The organism is Muricoccus harenae (genome assembly GCF_009848505.1).
Classification (GTDB): Bacteria; Pseudomonadota; Alphaproteobacteria; order Acetobacterales; family Acetobacteraceae; genus Roseomonas; species Roseomonas harenae.
Genome location: NZ_WWDL01000002.1, coordinates 92405 through 112014 on the forward strand (window position 1 = coordinate 92405; position 19610 = coordinate 112014).

Consider the following 19610-nt stretch of genomic DNA (forward strand, 5'->3'; position numbering starts at 1 on the left):
GATAGCCCACCATGTCAGCCACCCAGAAGTCCGGCCTTGTCGTCACCGCCCATCCCGGTGACTTCGTCTGGCGCGCGGGCGGCGCCATCGCGCTGCATGCGAAGATAGGCTACCGCGTGAAGATCGTCTGCCTCTCCTACGGGGAGCGCGGCGAGAGCCAGGGGGCCTGGAAACAGCCCGGCATGACGCTGGAGGCCTGCAAGGCCGGCCGCCGCGCCGAGGCCGAGGCGGCCGCTCAGGTGCTCGGCGCCGAGATCGAGTTCTTCGATGCCGGCGATTATCCGCTCCGCCTGACGGAGGCCATGCTGGACCGCCTGATCGACATCTACCGGGAGGTCCGCCCGTCCTTCGTGCTCACCCATGCGGTGGCCGATCCCTACAATGTCGATCACCCGGAGGCATCCCGTTTCGCGCAGGAGGCGCGGATCATCGCCCAGGCCGCGGGCCATAAGCCCGGCCGTGGCGGGGTCGCCTACTCCGCCCCACAGGTCTTCCAGTTCGAACCGCACCAGCCTGAGCAATGCGGCTTCAAGCCGAACCGTATCCTCAACATCACCGAGGTGTGGGGGACGAAGTGGAAAGCCTTCGAGCAGCTTCCCGCCCAGCGCCACCTCTGGGACTACTACGAGCGCGTCGCACTGAACCGCGGCATGCAGGGCGGGCGCAATTCGGGCAAAGCCATGACCTACGGGGAAGCCTATCAGACCATCTTCCCTGATGCCGTGGAGGTGCTGGCATGAACCCCGTCGTCGTCCGCCACAACCCGCGCGCCGATCTTGCCACGATCAGCCGATTCATACCCCTTGGCGTCTCGACGACGCATGAGGCTTCGGGGCGGGCGCCGAACCTGATGAAGCCCTATATGCGCCCGGCCTGGGCTGGCGCGGCAGCGGCTGGCAGTGTCGTCACCGTGCTGGCACAGCCCGGCGACAACTGGATGATCCATGTTGCCGTGGAGCAGTGCCAGGAGGGGGACATCCTCGTCGTCGCCTGCACAACCGACAACACGGACGGCATGTTCGGCGACCTGCTCGCAACCTCCCTGAAGGCGCGCGGCGCGCGCGGCCTCGTCATCGATGCCGGCGTGCGTGACGTGGCGGTGCTTCGGGAGATGGGCTTTCCCGTCTGGTCCCGGGCCATATCCGCGCGCGGGACGGTGAAGGCGACGCTCGGCTCGGTGAATGTTCCGGTGGTCTGCGCGGGCGTCTCCGTGCGGCCGGGCGACATTGTTGTGGCGGATGATGACGGCGTGGTCGTCGTTCCTGCTGCGGAGATCGAGGCGACCCTCGCGGCTGCCGAGAAGCGGCAAGCGAATGAGGAAGGTAAGCGCAGCAAGCTGGCTTCGGGTGTTCTAGGGCTGGATCTTTACGGGATGCGACCCGCTTTGGAACAGGCGGGGCTCCGCTATGTGGACCGGATCGAGGATGCCTAGCGCAGATCGCTGCAGGGAGGGACCGCCCGAAAGCATGATTCCGCTCTTCAAACAAAGAGCTACAGCATTCTAAGTGAACGCATGTGAACGGAAGATCCTTCAAAGTGTCAGCGGCGTAGCCTCCGCCGCACCGTCTCAGTCGCTTTCGGGCCGCCACTCCGGCCGAATCGACAGCGGAGGCCGGAGGAAAGATCCTTCGGTCTCCGCCACGGCTGTTCCGTCAACTGGCTGGCGACACGATGTGCGTGCGCAGTTCCATCACGCCTTCCAGCCTAGCCACGCACAGATTACCCGGCTTCAGGTAAAGTTCGGCTGTATTTGCCTGGGAAATAGCGGTGCCGAGAGGCGCGCTGGTGGCAATAGGGATGTGACACGGCGAGATACGCCGGCGCTGCGGCCAGGGTGATGGGCGCCAACTCCTGCCGCATCGAGAAGGGCTTGTCCTTCCCGGCCACCGTCATCGAAGCGCCGGTCCAGGCCATCAGCAGCATGTAGCCATCGGGCGTCGCGCGCAGGAGCAACTTGGTCCCCAGCTTTCCGGATGCACCTGGACGGTTGTCCACCACAACAGGGTGCCGTCAGGTGACACCCATGTATTTGGCGGTGAACCGGGCCAGCGCATTCGTGCCGCCGCCGGGCACGAAGGGGACGACGATGCTGAATCTACGGCTGGGATAGTCGGCTGCCTACCTCAGTACGTGGACCGGTCTCCGGCACGGCTTAGCGGGCCCTGTTCGCTCTCGTTTCCGTGTGGGCCTGCGGCATCTGACGTAGTGGTGAGCGCCGGTCCCTTGCCGTGGTGTGGCCAGCGTCTATGGGTGAGCGAAGCGCGTTATACCCGGCACAAGACATCCATCCGAAGGTAAGCCTTTTCGATGCCTCCGCTGATCACCACGCTCACCCTGAACCCAACGATCGACCTGGCCAGCGAGGCCAAGGCCGTGCAGCCGATACGGAAGGTCCGGACCTTCAACGAGCGGCAGGACCCCGGCGGAGGCGGCGTGAATGTCTCACGCGTGGTGCGTGAGCTGGGTGGCGAAACGCTGGCGATGATACTGGCAGGCGGAGTCACCGGCCGCTTCCTCGAGGAGCTGCTCGACGAGGCCGAGGTGCCACGGCGCAGCATCCCGATCCAGGGACGCACGCGTATCAGCCAGACGATCCATGATCAGAGCAGCGATCTGGAATACCGCTTCGTCCCTGAGGGGCCGACTGTCACCGGACCCGAATGGGCAGCGACTTTGAGAGCCCTTGAGGAGATCAAGGGGGGATGGCTCGTCGCCAGCGGCAGCCTGCCAGCTGGCGTGCCCCCGGATTTCTACGCACGCATCGGCGCCATCGCGGAGCAGCGCGGTACGCGCTTCGTGCTCGACACCTCCGGCGAGGCACTCCACCTCGCCCTCGAGAAGGGTGGAGTGGAGCTGGTGAAGCCAAGCCTCGGCGAGTTTGAGGCGCTGATCGGGCGTGAACTGCGCGAGCAGGTGCTGCTGGAGCAGGCGGCGGTGGAGCTGGTCCGCTCCGGGCGCGTTCGTCTGGTCGCCGTCACCCTGGGCCGGGATGGAGCCCTGCTGGCCACAGCCGAGGGCACGCTGCGCCTGCCCGCGCTGGATGTGGTCGTGCGCGGCGCGGTTGGGGCCGGGGACAGCTTCCTGGCGGCCATGACGCTCGCGCTCGCCCGCGGGCAGAGCGCACAGGATGCCTTCGCCTGGGGCGTCGCGGCCGGAGCCGCCGCGGTGTCCAATGCCGGCACCGCGCATCCGCGACGTTCGGAGGTGGAGGAGCTGCGCCAACGGATCCACGGAGTGCCAATAGGCGGGGTGAAGGAGGGGGAATGAGCATGCGGCTCATCGGCGATATTGGCGGCACGAATGCGCGTTTCGCGCTCTGCGAACCGGGCGGCGTTCCGCAGGACGAGCGCAAACTGCCGGTCACCCAGTACCCCGGGCTGATCGAAGCGGCTCAGACCTACCTCGCCGGACGCGCAGTGGATGAGGCGGTCTTCGCCGTTGCCACCCCCGTCCTCGGTGATGAGGTGGCCTTCACCAACAGCCCATGGCGCTTCACTATCCCAGATGCGCGGGATCGCCTCGGCCTTCGCCGGCTGACGATCATCAACGACTTCGTGGCGCAAGCTGCCGCAATCCGTGGCCTTGGTCAGGAGGATATTCGCCTGCTGAAGCCCGGCACGCCCCGCGCAGGCCGGCCGCGCGTAGTCATTGGCCCGGGCACGGGCCTGGGTGTGGCCTTCCTGCTGGAGGACGGCGCGAAGGCGCGGGTGCTCTCCAGCGAGGCAGGTCACGCGTCCTTTTCGCCCCAGGACGACCAGCAAGCCGAAATCCTCCGCCACCTACGGGGCGAATTCGGCCATGTCTCCACGGAGCGCCTGCTCTCCGGGCCCGGCCTGCTGCGGCTCGCCAATGGTCTGGCGAAAATCAAGGGGGTGCCGGAGCGCTTTGGGATTCCGACCGAGATTTCGGACGGGGCTGCGGCCGGAAATTGCCCCATCTGCCTCGACGCCTTGCGGATGTTTTCCGCAATCCTGGGTGCGGCAGCAGGTGACCTGGCCTTGACCCTCCTGGCCGATGGCGGCGTCTACATCACTGGTGGCCTATGCCGGAACCTAGGTCCGCTGCTCGACGTCTCTGCGCTGACGGAGGGTTTCACTGCCAAAGGGCGCTTCTCGGGTTATCTCGGGACCTTGCCGATCAATCAGGTGATGCGGCCACATACAGGGCTGCTGGGTGCTGCAATCTATCAGGAGGAGTAAGGCGAGCAGCGCTGATGCGCCGCTGCTAGGCTGCGGGCTGCCGCCTTCACTCTGGCCGGATCAGTGCGCGTGCGAGGCCCATTTCCTGAACCGCCTGCCTGTATTCGTCTCTTAGCCGGGAGATCAGGGCGGCGGCGGGTTCGACCTCCCGTACCGCTCCGATGCCTTGGCCCGAGCCCCAGATGTCCTTCCAGGCCCTTTTCCGGTCGGATGAGAAGTCGATCTTGGAACGGTCCGGGGCAGGAAGGGCGTCGGGGTCTAGCCCCGCATTGCTAATGGAGCCGCGCAGGTAGTTGCCCAGGACGCCTGAGAAGAGGTCGCTGTACACGATGTCCGCAGCCTTGCTGTCGACAATCATGCGCTTGTACGCCTCGGCGGCACGTGCCTCCTCGGTCGCGATGAAGGCGCTGCCGATATAGGCGAAGTCAGCGCCCATCACCTGCGCTGCCAGGATGGAACGGCCGCTCGCAATGGCGCCGGAGAGGGCAATCGGCCCGTCGAACCAAGCGCGGGTCTCCTGCATCAAGGCAAAGGGGGAGAGGCTTCCAGCATGCCCGCCGGCACCGGCGGCGACCAGGATCAACCCGTCGGCGCCCTTCTCGACGGCCTTGTGGGCGAAGGTCTGGTTGATCACATCGTGCATCACGAAACCGCCATAGGCATGCACCGCGTCATTCACCTCCGGGCGCGCACCGAGCGAGGTGATAACCAAGGGAACGCGATGCTTCGCGCAGAGTGCCAAGTCGTGTTCCAGCCGGTCATTGGAGCGATGCACGATCAGGTTCACCGCGAAAGGGGCCGAAGGTGCTTCCGGATGGCGTGCATCATGCGCATCGAGCCGCTCCCGGATCTCGGCCAACCAGTCCTCGAGCTGCGATGCAGGGCGTGCGTTGAGCGAAGGCATGCTCCCGATGACCCCGGCCGTGCATTGCGCCACCACCAGGTCTGGAACGGAGATGATGAACAAGGGTGAACCGATCACCGGCAGCGACAGCCGGCCCTTGAGCGAAGCGAGGAGTGTCATGCGCTGCCGTTCCTGCGGTGGCGGCGGAGGCCGCCGCGACTGGGCGATCTTGCCGGCTGCTGAAAGGAACGTCTAGCGAGTGCGACGCAAGCTGCAGGTCCGCCCGGTGGACTGAAGACCTTGACCGGAGGCCAAGCTGCTGTTCCGCTTACCGCAGGTCCGGCACAGGACAGCAGCAGCGGCGACGCGCCGAGAGGGCGCGATCACCGCGGAGAGGAGACGCCTTGGCCCGCATCGCCTATGCCGATCCGGCAAAACCAGACACGTCCTTGTTGGTGGAGCGCATCATCCGCGAACGTGGAAGCCTTCTTCACCTCTATGCCATGCTGCTCCATAGCGGCCCAGTGGCAGAAGGCTGGCTGCGCTTCCTGACTGCGATCCGCCATGAGTGCATGCTTCCGGGTGGGTTGCGGGAGTTGGTCATCATGCGCATCGCGCATTTGAATGGCGCGCCCTATGAGGCCGCGCAACACGCGCCAATTGCCCTGAGCGAGGGGCTCACTGAGGCCCAGGTTGCCGCGCTCGGCGAATGGCGACAGTCGGGCCTTTTCGACGAGGTCCAAACTGCCGTGCTTGGCTATTGCGACGCGATGACGCGTGAAATCCGCGTGCCGGACGAGATCTTTGCCGGCGTGCGTCGTGTCCTGGACGACCGTTGCCTGGTGGAGCTGACCGCGACCATCGGCGCCTACAACATGGTCTCGAGGTTCCTGGAAGCGCTGAAGATCGACCACCATGACGATATGAGGGCGCCTGCCCATGGCCGCTCTTGAGAACCGCGTGGCAATCGTCACCGGCTGCGGGTCGCAGGGCCCGGGCTGGGGCAATGGTAAGGCCATTGCCGTCACCTTCGCCCGCGCGGGCGCCACGATCTACGGCATCGACCGGAACCGCGAGGCCGGGGAGGAGACGCGGCGCATCGTGGAGGGGGAGGGCGGGCGTTTCGTGCTCGGCACCGGAGACGTCACAGATAAGGCCGTGGTGGATACGCTGGTCGCTGAATGCCTGCAGAAGTTCGGCCGCATCGACATTCTGGTGAACAATGTCGGCCTGTCGCTGCCCGGCGACCCCGCAACCATGGATGAGGAAGTCTGGGACAGCCAGATCGACATCAATCTGAAATCCGCCTTCCTGTGCTGCAAGGCCGTGCTGCCAGTGATGGAGCAGCAGCGAAAGGGCGCCATCGTCTCCATCGCTTCCACGGCCGCCATCCGCTACACGGGCAAGCCGCAGGCGGGCTACGCTGCTGCTAAGGCGGGCTTGGTGCAGTTCAGCCGCGTGGTCGCGGTCGATTACGCGCGGCGCGGTGTGCGGCTGAACTGCGTCCTGCCTGGCCTGATCGAAACGCCATTGGTCGAGAAGCTCGCGGAACAGTTCGCGAGCCGCGAAACCGGTCTGGATCGCGAGGCCTTCTACCGCCGTCGCCACGAACAGGTCCCGATGGGCCATATGGGGCAGGCCTTCGATGTGGCCGAAGCGGCGCTGTTCCTGGCCTCCGATGCCGCGAAATATATCACGGGTACCGAGATCCTGGTGGATGGCGGGCTTTGCGCGGCCGTCCGGAACTGAACCGGGGACGCGAATGCTGGGTTGCTCCCAGCGGGCATGACAGGGGAGTATGGGATGCTGCGGCTGGACGGTAAGATCGCCTTCGTCACAGGTGCCGGCTCGGTCGGCACTGGTTGGGGCAATGGCAAGGCGACGGCGGTTCTGATGGCGCGGCAGGGCGCCACTGTCTTCGCGCTGGACAACCGGCAGGAGGCGGTCGACGAGACGCTTGCCCTTATTCAGGGGGAAGGGGGCTCGGCGACAGCCCATGTCGCGGACGTCACGAATTCAGATGAGTTCCGCGCCGCCTTTGACCGCTGCGTTGCCCTGCATGGCGGGCTCGACATCCTGGTCAACAATGTCGGCGGATCCTTCCCCGGCGGGGCCGAGAGCATGGCGGAGGCAGATTGGGAGCGGCAGATCGACCTCAATCTGCGCAGCGCCTTCCTCGGCTGCAAGCACGCGCTGCCGCATCTGAAGCGGCGTGGGCGCGGCGCCATCGTCAATCTCTCCTCGATCGCCGCTCTCCGGATGAGCGCCGACCGTCCGCATGTCGCCTACAGCGCCTCGAAATACGGGATCTTGGCGCTGTCGAAATCAGTGGCCATGGAGCATGCGGCGCTCGGTATCCGCTGCAACACGGTTATCCCGGGCCTCGTGCATACGCCGCTGGTCGAGCACCGGCTCGTTCGGCAACTCGGCGCCAACGATGCTGCGGCGCTGATCGCCCGGCGCAATGCGCAGGTACCGATGGGGCGGATGGGCGATGCCTGGGACATCGCGCATGCCGTGCTGTTCCTCGCCTCGGACGAGGCGAAGCACATCACCGGAACGGAACTTGTCGTGGATGGCGGGATATCCGCTGCTATGCCGTAGCGGCCCCGCCGCGAGGCAGCCCGGGCCTAAGCTGTGAGCGCCAGACCTGGTTCTTCCCAAGGCACGACTAGCAAGCGTCCCGTGTTGGACAGCGTGATGTATGCGGTTTGCAAGTCGGGACCGCCGAAGCATATATTGGTCGGCATTCTCTCGCCGCAGCGGACCACGTCGAGGATCTCCCCCTCCGGAGAGACGGTCGTGATCTCGCCCGCCACCAGCGTCGCCACGCAGACATTGCCGGCGGCCGTGACCGCAAGGCTGTCGAGCCTCCGGAAGCCAGGCATCTGGCAGAGCAGCGTGCCGCCATGCGGGCTGGGCCAAGGCGCCTTCCGCAGCTCACCGGGACCGAGGATCTCGAACTGCCAGAGCCGGCCGGTCTCCGTTTCGGCGACGTACAATATACGCCCGTCGGGTGACAGGCCGAGGCCATTGGCGCCGCCGGGAACAGGATGGGCTGCCTCGACAATCCGGCTGCCATCGAGTGCAGCCCAGTACACCGCTCCATGCTCCCGGTCGCGGGCACGCACCTTGCCGAGATCGGTGAACCAGAAGCCACCCTTGTCGTCGAGCACGATGTCATTCGGCCCGCGCAGACGCCTGCCGTCACATTCTCCATAGAGGAGCGTCACGGCGCCGCTGGCTGGATCAATCCGCTCTATCCGGCCGCCGGCATAGTCCGCCGGTTGGCCGTGGGGGCGGAGGACACCCTCCCCCTCGATCCACTCAAAGCCGCCGTTGTTGCAGCAGTAAAGCATCCCGTCCGGCCCGAGCGCGAGCCCGTTCGGCCCGCCGCCTGGCGTGGCTAGCACGGACTTGCTGCCATCCGGGCCGATAGCGGTGATGCGGCCGGCAGCAATTTCCACCAGAGCAACTCGGCCATCGGGCAGCACCACGGGACCTTCGGGGAAGCGCAGCCCGTCCGCAAGGATGCGGGCTCCGGGCACTGCCAGCGCATCACGCCCGGCTGGATTCATCCGTGTCATTCCGTGACTGCTCCCCCTTGTTTTCGATTCACGCGCCAAGCCGCCGAGCGATGTCCCAGGCGGCCTCGGCCATGCCGCGATAGCGATCGCGATAGCCGATGGCTCGCGGATCGGAAGCGTTTCCGTCCAGCGCACGCCGCCAGACGCCCGCGACGATGGAAGCGAGGCGGAACATCGAGAAGACGACGAAAACATCCAGATCCGCCGGGACGGGCCGCCCGGCTGCCTGGCAGTAGGTGGCGACGAACTCCTCCTGGGTTGGAATGCCCAGCCCCTGGTAATCCGTGCCGAGCACGCCGGTCAGGCCGGTCGGCCCGGGCGGGAGGTGGTAGGTCAGGCAGGCATAGGCGAGGTCTGCCAATGGATGGCCGAGTGTCGCAAGCTCCCAATCAAGCACGGCGACGACGCGGGGTTCTTCCGGATGCAGGATGACGTTGCCGAGCCGGTAGTCACCATGCGCGATGGCCGTTTCATCATCAGCCGGCAGATGCGCGGCAAGCCAAGCGGCCACTTGGTCCATGGCCGGCATCTCCTCGACCTTCGAGGCCTCCCATTGCCGGGTCCAGCGCTGAACCTGCCGCTCCATGTAGCGCTCAGCCCTGCCGAAATCGGCCAACCCCACCGCACGCCAGTCGACGCGGTGCAGCGCAGCTAGAACCCGGGCGAGGTCGTCATAGACGGCCCGGCGTTCCTTAGATGTACCGCTGCGCATCACGCGGTCAGCGAAGATGCGGCCGGGCACGTGGTCCATGACGAAGAAGGGCGTGCCGATGACCGCCGGATCCTCGCAGAGCAGGCGCGTCGCCGGCACTGGAACATCGCTGCCTGCGAGGGCCTGCATGACGCGGAACTCACGCTCCACCGCATGGGCGGAGGGCAGCAACTTCCCCGGTGGCTTTTTGCGCAACACATAGGCGCAGCCGGGCGTCTGCAGGTGGAAGGTCGGGTTCGACTGGCCGCCCTGGAACTGGCGCACTGTCAGCCCGGTGCCGCCGAAGTCGGGAAGGTGCTCCGCCAGATAACGAGCCAGAGCGCCCTCGTCGAAGCGGTGGTTCTCAAGGACCGGCACCAGCAGGGGCGCGCCCGCTGGCGGGAGAGCCTCGGCGGCCATCGCTTCAGTCCTCTCCGACCGCCGGTGACCCGGCCATCACGCCACCATCGATCACGATGGTCTGCCCCGTCATGAAGCTGCCGGCGGAGGAGGCCAGGAACACGGCGGCGCCGGCGATCTCGTCCGGCTCGCCAATGCGCTTCAGCGGCGTGTCTCGGGTACGCTTGCGGTAGATATCGGGGTTCTCCCAGAGCGCCCGGGCGAAATCCGTGCGCACGAGCCCGGGGGCGATGCAATTCGCGCGGATATTGCGCGGGCCCCATTCCACCGCGATGTTGCGCGCGAGCTGCATGTCGGCGGCCTTGGAGATGCCATAGGCGCCGAGCACGGGCGAGCCGCGCAAGCCGCCAATCGAAGAGATGACGATCACCGCGCCGCCGCCGCGCTCTGCCATGCCCGGCATGACCATATGTGCGAGCCACAGGTTCGAGCGGATGTTGGACGCCATGATCTTGTCGAAGATCTCGTCCGGCATGTCGATCGAGGGGCCGAAATGTGGGTTCACGGCCGCGTTACAGACCACCGTGTCGATCCGGCCCCAGCGTGCCGTGGCGGCATCGACCAGCGCCTGCAGATCCTCCTTCCGGCCGATGTTGCAGGCCTGGGCGAAGGCTTCGCCGCCACGTGCGGCAATGGCGTCGACCACCACCTGGCACGCCTCCACCTTGCGCGAGGACACGACCACCCTGGCGCCGTGCTGGGCCAGCCGCTCAGCAATGGCGCGCCCGATCCCGCGCGATGCACCGGTGACGATTGCAACCTGACCCGTCAGGTCGAACAACGAGCGGCTCATGTCACCGCTCATGCCGCGGCTCCTGCCTGCGAATTGCGCGGCGGCCGGTACTTGTTCAACTCCATCCGCCCCAGCTGGAAGCGGTGCACCTCGTCCGGGCCGTCCACGATGCGCAGCGTGCGGGCGATCTTGAACATGTAGGAGAGGGCGAAATCCTCCGTCACGCCGGCACCGCCATGGGCCTGGATCGCCCAGTCGATCACCTGGCAGGCCATCTCGCCGGCCGTAACCTTGATCTCGGCGATGTCGGCGCGTGCCTCCTTGTTGCCGACGGTGTCCATGCGCCAGGCCGCATGCAAGGTCAGCAGGCGCGCCTGATCGATCAGGATGCGCGATTGCGCGATACGCTCGATGATGACGCCCTGGTCAGCCAGGGGCTTGCCGAAGGGCCGGCGCTCAAGCGAGCGCCGGCACATCATTTCGAGCGCCCGTTCCGCGAGCCCGATGGCCCGCATGCAGTGATGGATCCGTCCCGGCCCCAGACGGCCCTGCGCAATCTCGAAGCCGCGGCCCTCGCCAAGCAGGATGTTCCCAACGGGGACGCGGACATTCTCGAACAGCAACTCCGCATGGCCATGCGGCGCGTCGTCGAAGCCAAAGACGGGCAGCATCCGCTTGATCGTCAGGCCCGGCGTGTCGCGCGGAACCAGGATCATGGACTGCTGGCGGTGCTTGTCCGGGTTGTCGGGCGCAGTCTTGCCCATCACGATGAAGATCGCACAGCGCGGATCGCCGGCACCCGAGGACCACCATTTGCGGCCGTTGATGACGTAATGGTCGCCCTGCCGCTCGATGCGCGTCTGGATATTCGTCGCGTCGGAGGAGGCGACATCCGGCTCGGTCATGGCGAAGCAGGAACGGATCTCGCCGGCAAGCAGAGGCTTCAGCCACCGGTCCTTGTGCTCCTGCGTACCGTAGCGCTCGATCGTCTCCATGTTGCCCGTATCGGGCGCGGAGCAGTTGAACACCTCACTCGACCAGGGAATGCGCCCCATGATCTCGGCCAGCGGAGCATATTCAAGGTTGGTGAGGCCGGCTCCATGCTCGGAGGCCGGTAGGAACAGGTTCCACAGCCCCGCCTCGCGCGCCTTGGGCTTCAACGCTTCAGTGATCGGCACGGGCTGCCAGCGATCACTCGCCGTCGCCAGCTGCTCGTGATGCAGATGGTCATTGGGGATGACATGTTCGTCCATGAAGGTCTGCAGCCTTGACCGCAGCTCCTGGACCTTCGGCGAAAAGCTGAAATCCATCAGGCGTCTCCGTTCAGTCTTTCGCGTAGACTTGTGCCGCAGCGCGGCCGTGTCCAGTCTGGGGCGGGAAGCGGGTGAGGGAGGATGCCGGTATGAAGGCTGTGCTGTGTCGCGAATATGGTCCGCCTTCGGCCTTGCGCGTGGAGGATCTCACCGATCCGGTTCCCGGCCCGGGCCAGCTCCTGGTGCGCGTCGAGGCCTGCGGCGTGAACTTTCCGGACACGCTCATCATCCAGGGCAAGTATCAACAGAAGCCGTCCATGCCCTTCGCGCCTGGGGGCGAAATCTGCGGCATCGTCCAGGCGCTGGGCCAGGGGGTTTCTGAGCCCGCTATCGGCACACGCATCGCGGCCGTCATCACCTATGGCGGCTTCGCCGAGCTGGCGGTGGTCGAGGCCGTCAAGGCGGTGCCGGTTCCGGCAGGGGTCGAGCCTGAGGCGGCTGCCACACTTTGCCTTGCCTATGGCACAGTCCTGCATGCGCTGGAGGATCGCGGCGCGCTGCGGCCGGAAGAGGTGCTGCTGGTGCTCGGTGCCTCCGGCGGTGTCGGCATCGCGGCGATCCAGATCGGCAAGCTGCTGGGCGCGCGGGTCATCGCAGCGGCCTCCTCGGACGAGAAGCTGCAAGCCTGCCGGGCGGCAGGCGCCGATGCGTTGATCGACTATTCGGCCGAAGGCTGGCGGGAACAGCTGCGCGGGCTGACTGACGGCCGAGGGGCTGACGTGGTGTTCGACCCTGTCGGAGGCGGCTATACCGAGCCGGCGCTGCGCTCTATCGCCTGGCGCGGGCGCTACCTTGTCGTGGGCTTCGCAGCCGGCGAGATACCCCGCATCCCGCTGAACCTCGTGCTGCTGAAGAACTGCGCCGTCACCGGCGTGTTCTACGGCGACTTCGCGCGCCGTGAGGCAGACAACAACCGTGCCATGCTCGCGCGCCTTTTCGAATGGGTGGCCGAGGGCAAGCTGCAGCCCGTCATTTCCCAGCGCTTCCCGCTGGAATGTGCGTCCGAGGCACTCGAGATGCTGGCGGGGCGGCGAGCGACCGGCAAGCTGGTGCTTGTCAACCATGCGGCGGCCTCTCCGCGCCCCTGAGGGCAATCAAGCCGTCGACGGCGACCAGCCGCACCCCGGCGCAGATCACCGGATTGACGTCGATCTCAGCAATGCGATCGCCGTGGTCGGCGGCAAGCTCGGAGACGCGCTGCACGATACCCGCAAGCTGGTCGAGATCGACCGCCGGCAGGTTGCGGAAGCCCGACAGCAGCTTCGCGCCCTTGAGGCGCCCGAGCATCGCATGGGCTTCGTCATGGCCGATCGGGGCCAGAGCCACCACGCTGTCCCGCAGCAACTCGACCAATATGCCACCAAGCCCGACCAGGACAGTCGGGCCGAAGAGGGGATCAAGCCTTGCGCCGACGACGATCTCGATGCCGGCCGGCACCATCGGCTGCACCAGCACGCCATTGATCGGTGCCCCGGGGGCGGCACGGACGGCGTTCGCCATGATCTCGGCAAAGGCCGCACGCACCGCCTTCGCATCGGGAAGGCTCAGCCGGATGACGCCAGCCTCGGTCTTGTGCGGAAGGGCCGGGCTCTCGACCTTGAGCACGACCGGATAGCCGGCCTGCTCGGCGGCCGCCATGGCGGCTTCGGCATCCTCCGCCAGAACCTCCTGCACGACGGGGATGCCATAGGCGGAGAGCACCGCCTTGGCTTCGCGCTCAGTGAGAACCGGGCCGGTCGCCTGATCCAGCAGCCGTGCCGCAGCGTCCTTGGCTGCGGCTGGTGCAAGCCGGGTCCTGACGATCGTGCCGGCCTGTCGCCTGGCCGCCCGTGCCTGCCAGGCGGCGATCGCCGTCATGCACCGGTCCATCGAGCGAAAAAGCGCGATATGCTCTTCGCCCTCTGCCTCACGGGCGCCAGGGCCCTCCAGCCACTGTGTCGTCCATACGACGCAGCCGGGCTTACCGTGCCGGGCCGCAAGTTCACCCATCAGGCGGAAGCGGGGGGTCGCAACGTCATAGGCAAAGCCGTTGGGCAGGACCACCGCGCCATAGGCCGCATCCTCGAACAGGGCACCGAGGCAATCCCGCAGCGAGCCGGGATCGTTCAGCACCTGGGCGGTGACATCGCAGGGATTGCGCGCGGATCCGAACTCCGGCACGCGCGCTGCAAGCACCGCCTGCGCCTGTGGGCCTGGCTGCGGCAATTCCACGCCGCGCGCCTCGGCCCGGTCGGCGGCCATGATTGCCGCTCCGCCGGAGGTGGAGACCACCGCAACGCCGGTGGCACGCGGAGGTGGCGCCTTGCCGAGGAAGCTGGCCAGTTCCATCAGCCCCTCGAAGTTCTCGCAGGGCACCATCCCGGCGCGTTCGAAGGCGGCGCGATACACCACCTCTGAGCCCGCGAGGGAGCCGGTATGGGACATCGCCGCCTCGGCGCCCTGGGCGCCGGTGCCGAGCTTATGGACGATGACTGGCTTGTCATGGCGCCAAGCGATCTCCGCCGCCTCGATCAGCCGCGTAGGATCGGCCATGCCCTCGAACAGGAGGGCGATGGCGGAGCAGCCGGGGTCCTCGGACAGGGCGGCAACGAAATCGGCGACATCCACATCGCCAGAATTGCCGCAGGTCAGGACACGGCGGACCTGCGTGCCGGATTCCACCGCCTGTGCGAGGGCAAATCCGAGATTGCCCGACTGGCTGATGATGCCGATGGCCGGACGCGTCGGTGGCGCCGGGGGCCGTGGAATGGCGACGAAGCTGATCTCTGCGCCGCGCGCATAATCGGCAAGCCCGATGCAATTCGGTCCGACCAGGCGCACCCCGCCCTCCCGCGCCATGGCCACGAGCCGGCGCTGAAGGGCCACTCGCTCCGGCTTGCCGGTTTCGGCGAAGCCCGCCGCATAGAGCACAAGCGCGCCCACCCCGGCGGCGACGCAGTCCCGGACCACGCCCTCGCAGGCCTCCATCGGCGTGGCGGCGACGACCATGTCGGGCACCTCCGGCAGCGCGGCGATGGAGGAATGGCAGGGCTGGTCACCCAGCCTGTCATAGCGCGGATTCACCAGATGCAGCCGCCCGGCGAAGCGCGCCAGGTTGCGAGCTGTTCGCTCGCCGAAGGACCCGGCGCGGGATGAGGCACCAACGATAGCGATGCTCTCCGGCTCGAGCAGCCTGAGGAGATCCGCGCGGCGGTAGACGGGGCGGGGCGCCAGGATGGCCGCCGGTCCGGCGGAAAGGGCGGAATGGTCTGGGATCATGGTTGGGGTACGGGCCTGGTCTCTGGGGCGCGGGCAGCGGGGTTGGGGCGGGCGAGGAGGCGGCGCAGCACGGCATCGAACCCGCCGGGCAGGATGGCGAGGGCCGTGACCAGGGCCCCACCCAGGATGATGGCGTTGATTTCGCCACCGAAGGACAGGAAGCGTTCCTGCCCGACGACGAGCGCCGTGCCGATCAGCGGTGCGAGAAGCCGGCGGCGGCCGACAAGCACCACGGCCGTCAGCATCAGCACGAGGAAGTAGGTCTCGAACAGATCGGGCCCGATATAGGCCCGCTGGTAGGCGTAGAGCCATCCGGCCGCCGAGCTGAAGACGGCCGAGAGCACGAAGACGCCAAGCCGAACCCGTCGCACGTCGATGCCGGACATGGTGGCGAGCCGCGGATTCAGATGGACCATCATCGCCATGGCGCCGAGGCGAGAGCGACGGAATTGCCGCACCGCATAGAGGGTGATCAGCAGCAGCACGAAGGCGTAGGGCCAGAGCATGGCATCGTTTGCCGCGGCAAGTCGCAGCGGGCCGATGGAAAGATCGAGTGTCGGAATGCCCGACACGCCGTCCGAGCCGCCCAGAAGGTCCCAATTATGCGCAACGGCCGCGGCGACCACTGTGGCGGCATAGGTGACGAGCGAGAAGACGAACTCCCGCAACTGCAAGGTCAGCAGCCCGAGCACGAGTGCGATGAGCATGCCGGCGGCAAGCGCGGCACCAAGCGTCAGCCAGGAACCGGCCCCCAGCCGCGTTGCAAGGAGACCGGTTGCATAGGCACCGGCGGCGAAGAACACCGTATGCGCCAGGCTCACCTCGCCGAGATCCGAGACGACGATGTCCAACCCATATGCGGCGGTCGCCATGATGGCGATGACGACGAAGGCGCCGTGCACGCCGACCAAACCCGGAAGCAGGAAGATTCCGGCTGCGGCCAGTGCCAGAAGAGCAGGGCGAAGGACGGGGCTCATCGGCCACCCTTTCCGGCGCCGAGGGCGAGGCCGCTCGGGCGCAGCACCAGCACGACGATCAGCACGCCGAAGGCCGCTGTGGTGGCATAGGCTGGCGAGACGAAACCGCCGAACAGCGCCGTGAAGATGCCAAGCCCAATCCCAGCCACATAGCTGCCGGCCACGGAACCGATCCCCCCGAGCACCACCACGACGAAGGTCACGATCACCTCCTCGAAGCCGATATTGGTCAGGATGGGCGTGCGCGGCGCGACGAGTGCCGCCGCCAGGGCGACGGCTGCACCCTCGAAGGCAAAGACCGCGAAATAGACCCGCCGCACATCGATCCCGGCGAGCTGCGCAAGCTTCGGATCCTCCGCGACCATACGTGCGGTGCGGCCGAGCGCACCGCGCTCCAGCGTCAGGTGCAGGAGGAGGAAGAACAGGATCGTGACCAGGATGATGGCGAGATCCTGTGCCGTCACCCAGGCGCCCGCCAACTCGAAGTCGATCCAGCTGAGCGGCGTCTCCAGCACCTGCGGATTGCCCCCGAAGACGAGCCCCGCGATCCCGCGCATCATATGCCCGAAGCCGAGCGTCACGATCATGATCGAGACCAGATCCTGGGTGAAGGTGAGGCGCAGCATCGCGGCCTGCATGACGAGGCCGATCAGGACTCCCGCCAGCATGGCGACGAGAATGGCAAGCGGGTAGGGCAGGCCGAGCCCGACCGTCGCCCACCAGGTGACGAAGGCGGCCAGCATGTAGATCTGGCCATGGCCGAAGTTCACCAACCGCGCCACGCCGAGCAGGACGGTCCAGCCGATCGCGATCAGCGCATAGGCATGGCCCAGCACGATGCCGTTGATGAGCTGCTGCACCAGATTCATGCGACCGCCTCGCCGAGATAGGCCGCCAGGATGCGCGGATCGTCCCGCATCTCGGCGGCCGGCCCCTCCGCCAGAATCCGGCCGCGCTCCAGCAGGATCATCCGGTCGACCACCTCGATCGCTGCGCGGACATTCTGCTCGACGAGCAGGACTGACAGGTTCTCGCCCACCAGCCCGCGCACTGTCCGCAGCACATCCACCACCAGCCGCGGCGCCAAGCCGATCGAAGGCTCGTCCAGCAACAGGGCACGGGGCCCGAGGCGAAGGGCGCGGGCGATCGCCAGCATCTGCCGCTCGCCGCCGGAGAGGGCGGAGGCGGTGTGGTGCAGCCGCTCGCGCAGGCGCGGGAACAGCGCGTAGATCTCTTCCTCGTCATGGCCGCGACGGCCGCTGCCGGCCGGGGCGCTCGCGGCCGCGATGTTGCCGGCGACGGTGAGCCGCATGAACACGGCGCCACCTTCCGGCACGAGCGTCAGGCCGCGCCGGACGCGGGCATGCGGTGGCAGGGATCCGATTTGCTCCCCATCGAGCAGGACGCTGCCGGCAACCGTGGGGGTACCTCGTGACCATCCAAGCAGGGCGTTCACCAGGGTCGACTTGCCCGCGCCATTCGCGCCGACCACCCCGACTAACTCACCGGGGGCTATGGCCAGATGCGGGATGTCCAGGGCGATATTGCCGCCATAGGCGACACGCAGGTCCCGCGCCTCCAGCACCGGCCGCCTCATGCGGCCTGTCCCAGATAGGCCTCGAGCACGCGGGGGTCCTTCTGGATCTGCTGCGGTGTGCCGGTCGCGAGGCAGCGCCCCTGTTCCAGCACGACGATCCGGTCGGCGACCGACATAATCAGGTCCATGTGGTGCTCGATGACCACGATCGCGACACCCTCGGCGCGGAGCCCGCGCAGCAGTTCCGCGAGCCGTGCCATGTCGACGCCACCCAACCCTGCCGCCGGCTCGTCCAACATCAGCACGCGCGCGCCGCGCCCGAAAGCCAGGGCGATCGACAGCATGCGCTGGCTGCCATAGGGGATGTTGCCGGGCCGCAGGGCGTGCATCGCGCGCGGCACGCCGAAGCGTTCGAGAAGGTTAGCCGCCTCATGCTCCAGCGCACGACGTTGTGCTGCCTCACGCCAGGGCAACAGCAGGCTCGGCAGCAGTCCGGTACCTGCTTCCCGGGCCAGCACGGCCACCATATTGTCCAGGACGGTCAGCGTGGCGAAGAAGGCATTCTGCTGGAAGGCTCGCTTGAGCCCAAGCGCGGCGAGGCCGAAAGGCGGCTCCGCCGTCACATCCCGGCTGCCGAGCCAGACGCGGCCAGTGCGCGTCGCCATATGGGTTGTCGCATCGTAGCAAGAGCTTTTGCCGGCGCCATTGGGCCCGATGATCCCCAGGATCTCCCCGGCATGAACTTCCCAGCTCACGTCATCGAGCGCGACGAGGGCGCCATAGCGGACGCCGAGCCCTTCCACCCGAAGGAGCGGCGCGGGCCCGGGCACCGGCGATGTCATGCGCGCACCTCGATCTTGCCGTCCTTGACGGTGAAGAGGCGGTGGCTGGATCCGAGCTGGCCGTCAGGGCTGAAGGTGATGTCGCCGAAGACCGTCCCCTTGAACGATCCGCCACGGATGCGATTGGCGATCTTCTCGCGATCCAGCGTCTTCAGCTCATTCGCCGCCATGGCCCAGACCTGCAGCGAGGTGGCGCCGAGGGCCATGAACTTGTCCGGCGTGTAGCGAATCTTCTCCTCCGCCCGGCGCACGAAGTCCTGGTTCACCGGGTTGGAGGCGAAGGGCTCGACCTTCGGGAAATAGATGTCGGCGCCGGTGATGCCATTTGCCGCGTCGCCCGCCACCTGGATGACGCTAGGCGCCACGGTGCCGACCGCGGTCACCAGATCACCGCGAAGTCGCATCTGCCGGGCCTGGCGGAGCAGCGCGGGCAGGCCAGAGCCCTCATTGGCGTTGATTAAGACAATGGCATCGGCATTGGTCGAGCGAATGTTGGTCAGCGCCACGCGGAAGTCGGCCTGGGCGAAGGGGAAGCGCTCCTCCCCCACCTTGGTGTATTCATGGCCGATCGCCTTCAGCTCTGTCTCGATGGAGGCCTGGGCGCCGTTTCCATAGGCGTCGTTCTGGGTCAGGAAGGCGATACGCTTCGCACCCGTAGCCTTCAGGTGATCCGCGATGACACGCCCGTCCTGCGCGTTGGACGAGTTAAGCCGGATGGCGAGCGGATTGCCGCCGCCGGTCAGGATCTGATCGGCCTTGGAAACCGCGGTGATGTCGAGCACACCCGCCCGGGCGATCACCGTTTGCGTGGCCAGCGTCACCGGGCTGTTCCAGCCCTCGATGATGACCGAGACACCCTCACCGATCAGCTCACTGGCGCGGCTCACACCGACGGCAGGGGTCGATTCATCGTCGCGCCTGATCACCTGGATCGATCGGCCGATAACCCCGCCCGCATCATTCACCATGGCCGCGGCGATTTCGACTGCCTCGCAGACATGCTGGCCCTGGACGGCGGTGCCGCCGCTCAGCGGGAACATCGCGCCCACCTTGATCGGGTCGGCCGCCCGCGCGAGCCGCGGGGCCGAGAGTGCGACGGCACCGGCTGCCGTCATCCGCAGGAAGTCTTTGCGCGACATCGTCATCGGGACGTCCTCCATTGCCGCCATGCCTTCATGGTCGGTCGTTCGCCCGTCCGGAATCCGCGCC

At 67.0% G+C, this 19610-nt stretch carries 20 protein-coding genes; 8 read left to right on the forward strand and 12 right to left on the reverse strand.

The window, feature by feature from the left end:
- The first annotated feature begins 11 nt into the window (after positions 1-11).
- Both GSE44_RS02625 and GSE44_RS02630 read left to right on the forward strand, forming a co-directional pair.
- Positions 12-740, forward strand: a complete 729-nt coding sequence (locus GSE44_RS02625; protein ID WP_159347042.1) for a PIG-L deacetylase family protein — start codon at positions 12-14, stop codon at positions 738-740.
- Complete coding sequence (locus GSE44_RS02630) at positions 737-1432, forward strand: 4-carboxy-4-hydroxy-2-oxoadipate aldolase/oxaloacetate decarboxylase (RefSeq protein ID WP_159347044.1); 696 nt, start codon at positions 737-739, stop codon at positions 1430-1432. Before GSE44_RS02625 ends, GSE44_RS02630 begins: the two co-directional genes overlap by 4 nt.
- Before the next feature lie 287 nt (positions 1433-1719).
- On the opposite strand, the gene GSE44_RS02635 is transcribed toward GSE44_RS02630, so the two are convergent.
- A complete protein-coding gene (locus GSE44_RS02635; RefSeq protein ID WP_328799050.1) occupies positions 1720-1998 on the reverse strand; it encodes a tripartite tricarboxylate transporter substrate-binding protein in 279 nt (92 codons plus the stop codon).
- 309 nt (positions 1999-2307) lie between these two features.
- On the opposite strand from GSE44_RS02635, the gene GSE44_RS02640 reads away from it, so the two are divergent.
- Positions 2308-3267, forward strand: coding sequence for a 1-phosphofructokinase family hexose kinase (locus tag GSE44_RS02640; RefSeq protein ID WP_159347048.1), 960 nt, complete (start codon positions 2308-2310; stop codon positions 3265-3267).
- On the forward strand, positions 3264-4199 hold the full coding sequence (glk, locus tag GSE44_RS02645) for a glucokinase (protein WP_159347050.1): 936 nt from the start codon (positions 3264-3266) through the stop codon (positions 4197-4199). The genes GSE44_RS02640 and glk overlap by 4 nt, the downstream gene beginning before the upstream one ends.
- Positions 4200-4245: 46 nt before the next feature.
- Here glk and GSE44_RS02650 read toward each other — a convergent pair whose 3' ends face one another.
- Positions 4246-5223 carry an NAD(P)H-dependent flavin oxidoreductase gene (locus GSE44_RS02650; protein WP_159347052.1) on the reverse strand — a complete coding sequence of 326 codons (978 nt, stop codon included), beginning with the start codon at positions 5221-5223 and terminating at the stop codon, positions 4246-4248.
- Positions 5224-5447: 224 nt separating this feature from the next.
- Here GSE44_RS02650 and GSE44_RS02655 point away from each other — a divergent pair, with 224 nt between their 5' ends.
- Genes GSE44_RS02655 through GSE44_RS02665 form a run of 3 tightly spaced genes read left to right on the forward strand, consistent with a single transcriptional unit; the run spans position 5448 to position 7647 of the window.
- Positions 5448-5996 carry a carboxymuconolactone decarboxylase family protein gene (locus GSE44_RS02655; protein ID WP_159347054.1) on the forward strand — a complete coding sequence of 183 codons (549 nt, stop codon included), beginning with the start codon at positions 5448-5450 and terminating at the stop codon, positions 5994-5996.
- Positions 5983-6792 (forward strand): SDR family NAD(P)-dependent oxidoreductase, encoded by an 810-nt coding sequence (locus tag GSE44_RS02660; protein WP_159347056.1) that lies wholly within the window; start codon positions 5983-5985, stop codon positions 6790-6792. The genes GSE44_RS02655 and GSE44_RS02660 overlap by 14 nt, the downstream gene beginning before the upstream one ends.
- A gap of 54 nt (positions 6793-6846) precedes the next feature.
- Positions 6847-7647 (forward strand): SDR family NAD(P)-dependent oxidoreductase, encoded by an 801-nt coding sequence (locus GSE44_RS02665; protein WP_201305904.1) that lies wholly within the window; start codon positions 6847-6849, stop codon positions 7645-7647.
- A 26-nt stretch (positions 7648-7673) separates the two neighbouring features.
- Here GSE44_RS02665 and GSE44_RS02670 read toward each other — a convergent pair whose 3' ends face one another.
- The 4 genes from GSE44_RS02670 to GSE44_RS02685 are packed head-to-tail and all read right to left on the reverse strand — an operon-like array spanning position 7674 to position 11784.
- Positions 7674-8630: an SMP-30/gluconolactonase/LRE family protein gene (locus GSE44_RS02670; protein ID WP_235924519.1), complete on the reverse strand. Its 957-nt coding sequence runs from the start codon at positions 8628-8630 to the stop codon at positions 7674-7676.
- A 28-nt stretch (positions 8631-8658) separates the two neighbouring features.
- On the reverse strand, positions 8659-9741 hold the full coding sequence (locus GSE44_RS02675; RefSeq protein WP_159347060.1) for a phosphotransferase: 1083 nt from the start codon (positions 9739-9741) through the stop codon (positions 8659-8661).
- 4 nt (positions 9742-9745) lie between these two features.
- On the reverse strand, positions 9746-10546 hold the full coding sequence (locus GSE44_RS02680) for an SDR family NAD(P)-dependent oxidoreductase (RefSeq protein ID WP_159347062.1): 801 nt from the start codon (positions 10544-10546) through the stop codon (positions 9746-9748).
- Positions 10543-11784, reverse strand: coding sequence for an acyl-CoA dehydrogenase family protein (locus tag GSE44_RS02685; RefSeq protein WP_159347064.1), 1242 nt, complete (start codon positions 11782-11784; stop codon positions 10543-10545). The genes GSE44_RS02680 and GSE44_RS02685 overlap by 4 nt, the downstream gene beginning before the upstream one ends.
- Before the next feature lie 92 nt (positions 11785-11876).
- Between GSE44_RS02685 and GSE44_RS02690 the strand changes: the two genes are divergently transcribed.
- Positions 11877-12875 carry an NADPH:quinone oxidoreductase family protein gene (locus GSE44_RS02690; protein WP_159347066.1) on the forward strand — a complete coding sequence of 333 codons (999 nt, stop codon included), beginning with the start codon at positions 11877-11879 and terminating at the stop codon, positions 12873-12875.
- Here GSE44_RS02690 and GSE44_RS02695 read toward each other — a convergent pair.
- Genes GSE44_RS02695 through GSE44_RS02720 form a run of 6 tightly spaced genes read right to left on the reverse strand, consistent with a single transcriptional unit; the run spans position 12844 to position 19546 of the window.
- A complete protein-coding gene (locus GSE44_RS02695; RefSeq protein ID WP_159347068.1) occupies positions 12844-15045 on the reverse strand; it encodes an acetate--CoA ligase family protein in 2202 nt (733 codons plus the stop codon). The genes GSE44_RS02690 and GSE44_RS02695 overlap by 32 nt on opposite strands.
- Positions 15042-16022 (reverse strand): branched-chain amino acid ABC transporter permease, encoded by a 981-nt coding sequence (locus tag GSE44_RS02700; RefSeq protein WP_159347069.1) that lies wholly within the window; start codon positions 16020-16022, stop codon positions 15042-15044. The genes GSE44_RS02695 and GSE44_RS02700 overlap by 4 nt, the downstream gene beginning before the upstream one ends.
- Entirely contained in the window at positions 16019-16891 is an 873-nt protein-coding gene (locus GSE44_RS02705; RefSeq protein WP_159347071.1) for a branched-chain amino acid ABC transporter permease, read from the reverse strand. The genes GSE44_RS02700 and GSE44_RS02705 overlap by 4 nt, the downstream gene beginning before the upstream one ends.
- Complete coding sequence (locus tag GSE44_RS02710; RefSeq protein ID WP_159347073.1) at positions 16888-17619, reverse strand: ABC transporter ATP-binding protein; 732 nt, start codon at positions 17617-17619, stop codon at positions 16888-16890. Before GSE44_RS02710 ends, GSE44_RS02705 begins: the two co-directional genes overlap by 4 nt.
- Positions 17616-18401: an ABC transporter ATP-binding protein gene (locus GSE44_RS02715; protein ID WP_159347075.1), complete on the reverse strand. Its 786-nt coding sequence runs from the start codon at positions 18399-18401 to the stop codon at positions 17616-17618. The genes GSE44_RS02710 and GSE44_RS02715 overlap by 4 nt, the downstream gene beginning before the upstream one ends.
- Positions 18398-19546: an ABC transporter substrate-binding protein gene (locus GSE44_RS02720; RefSeq protein ID WP_201305905.1), complete on the reverse strand. Its 1149-nt coding sequence runs from the start codon at positions 19544-19546 to the stop codon at positions 18398-18400. The genes GSE44_RS02715 and GSE44_RS02720 overlap by 4 nt, the downstream gene beginning before the upstream one ends.
- Positions 19547-19610 lie beyond the last annotated feature (64 nt).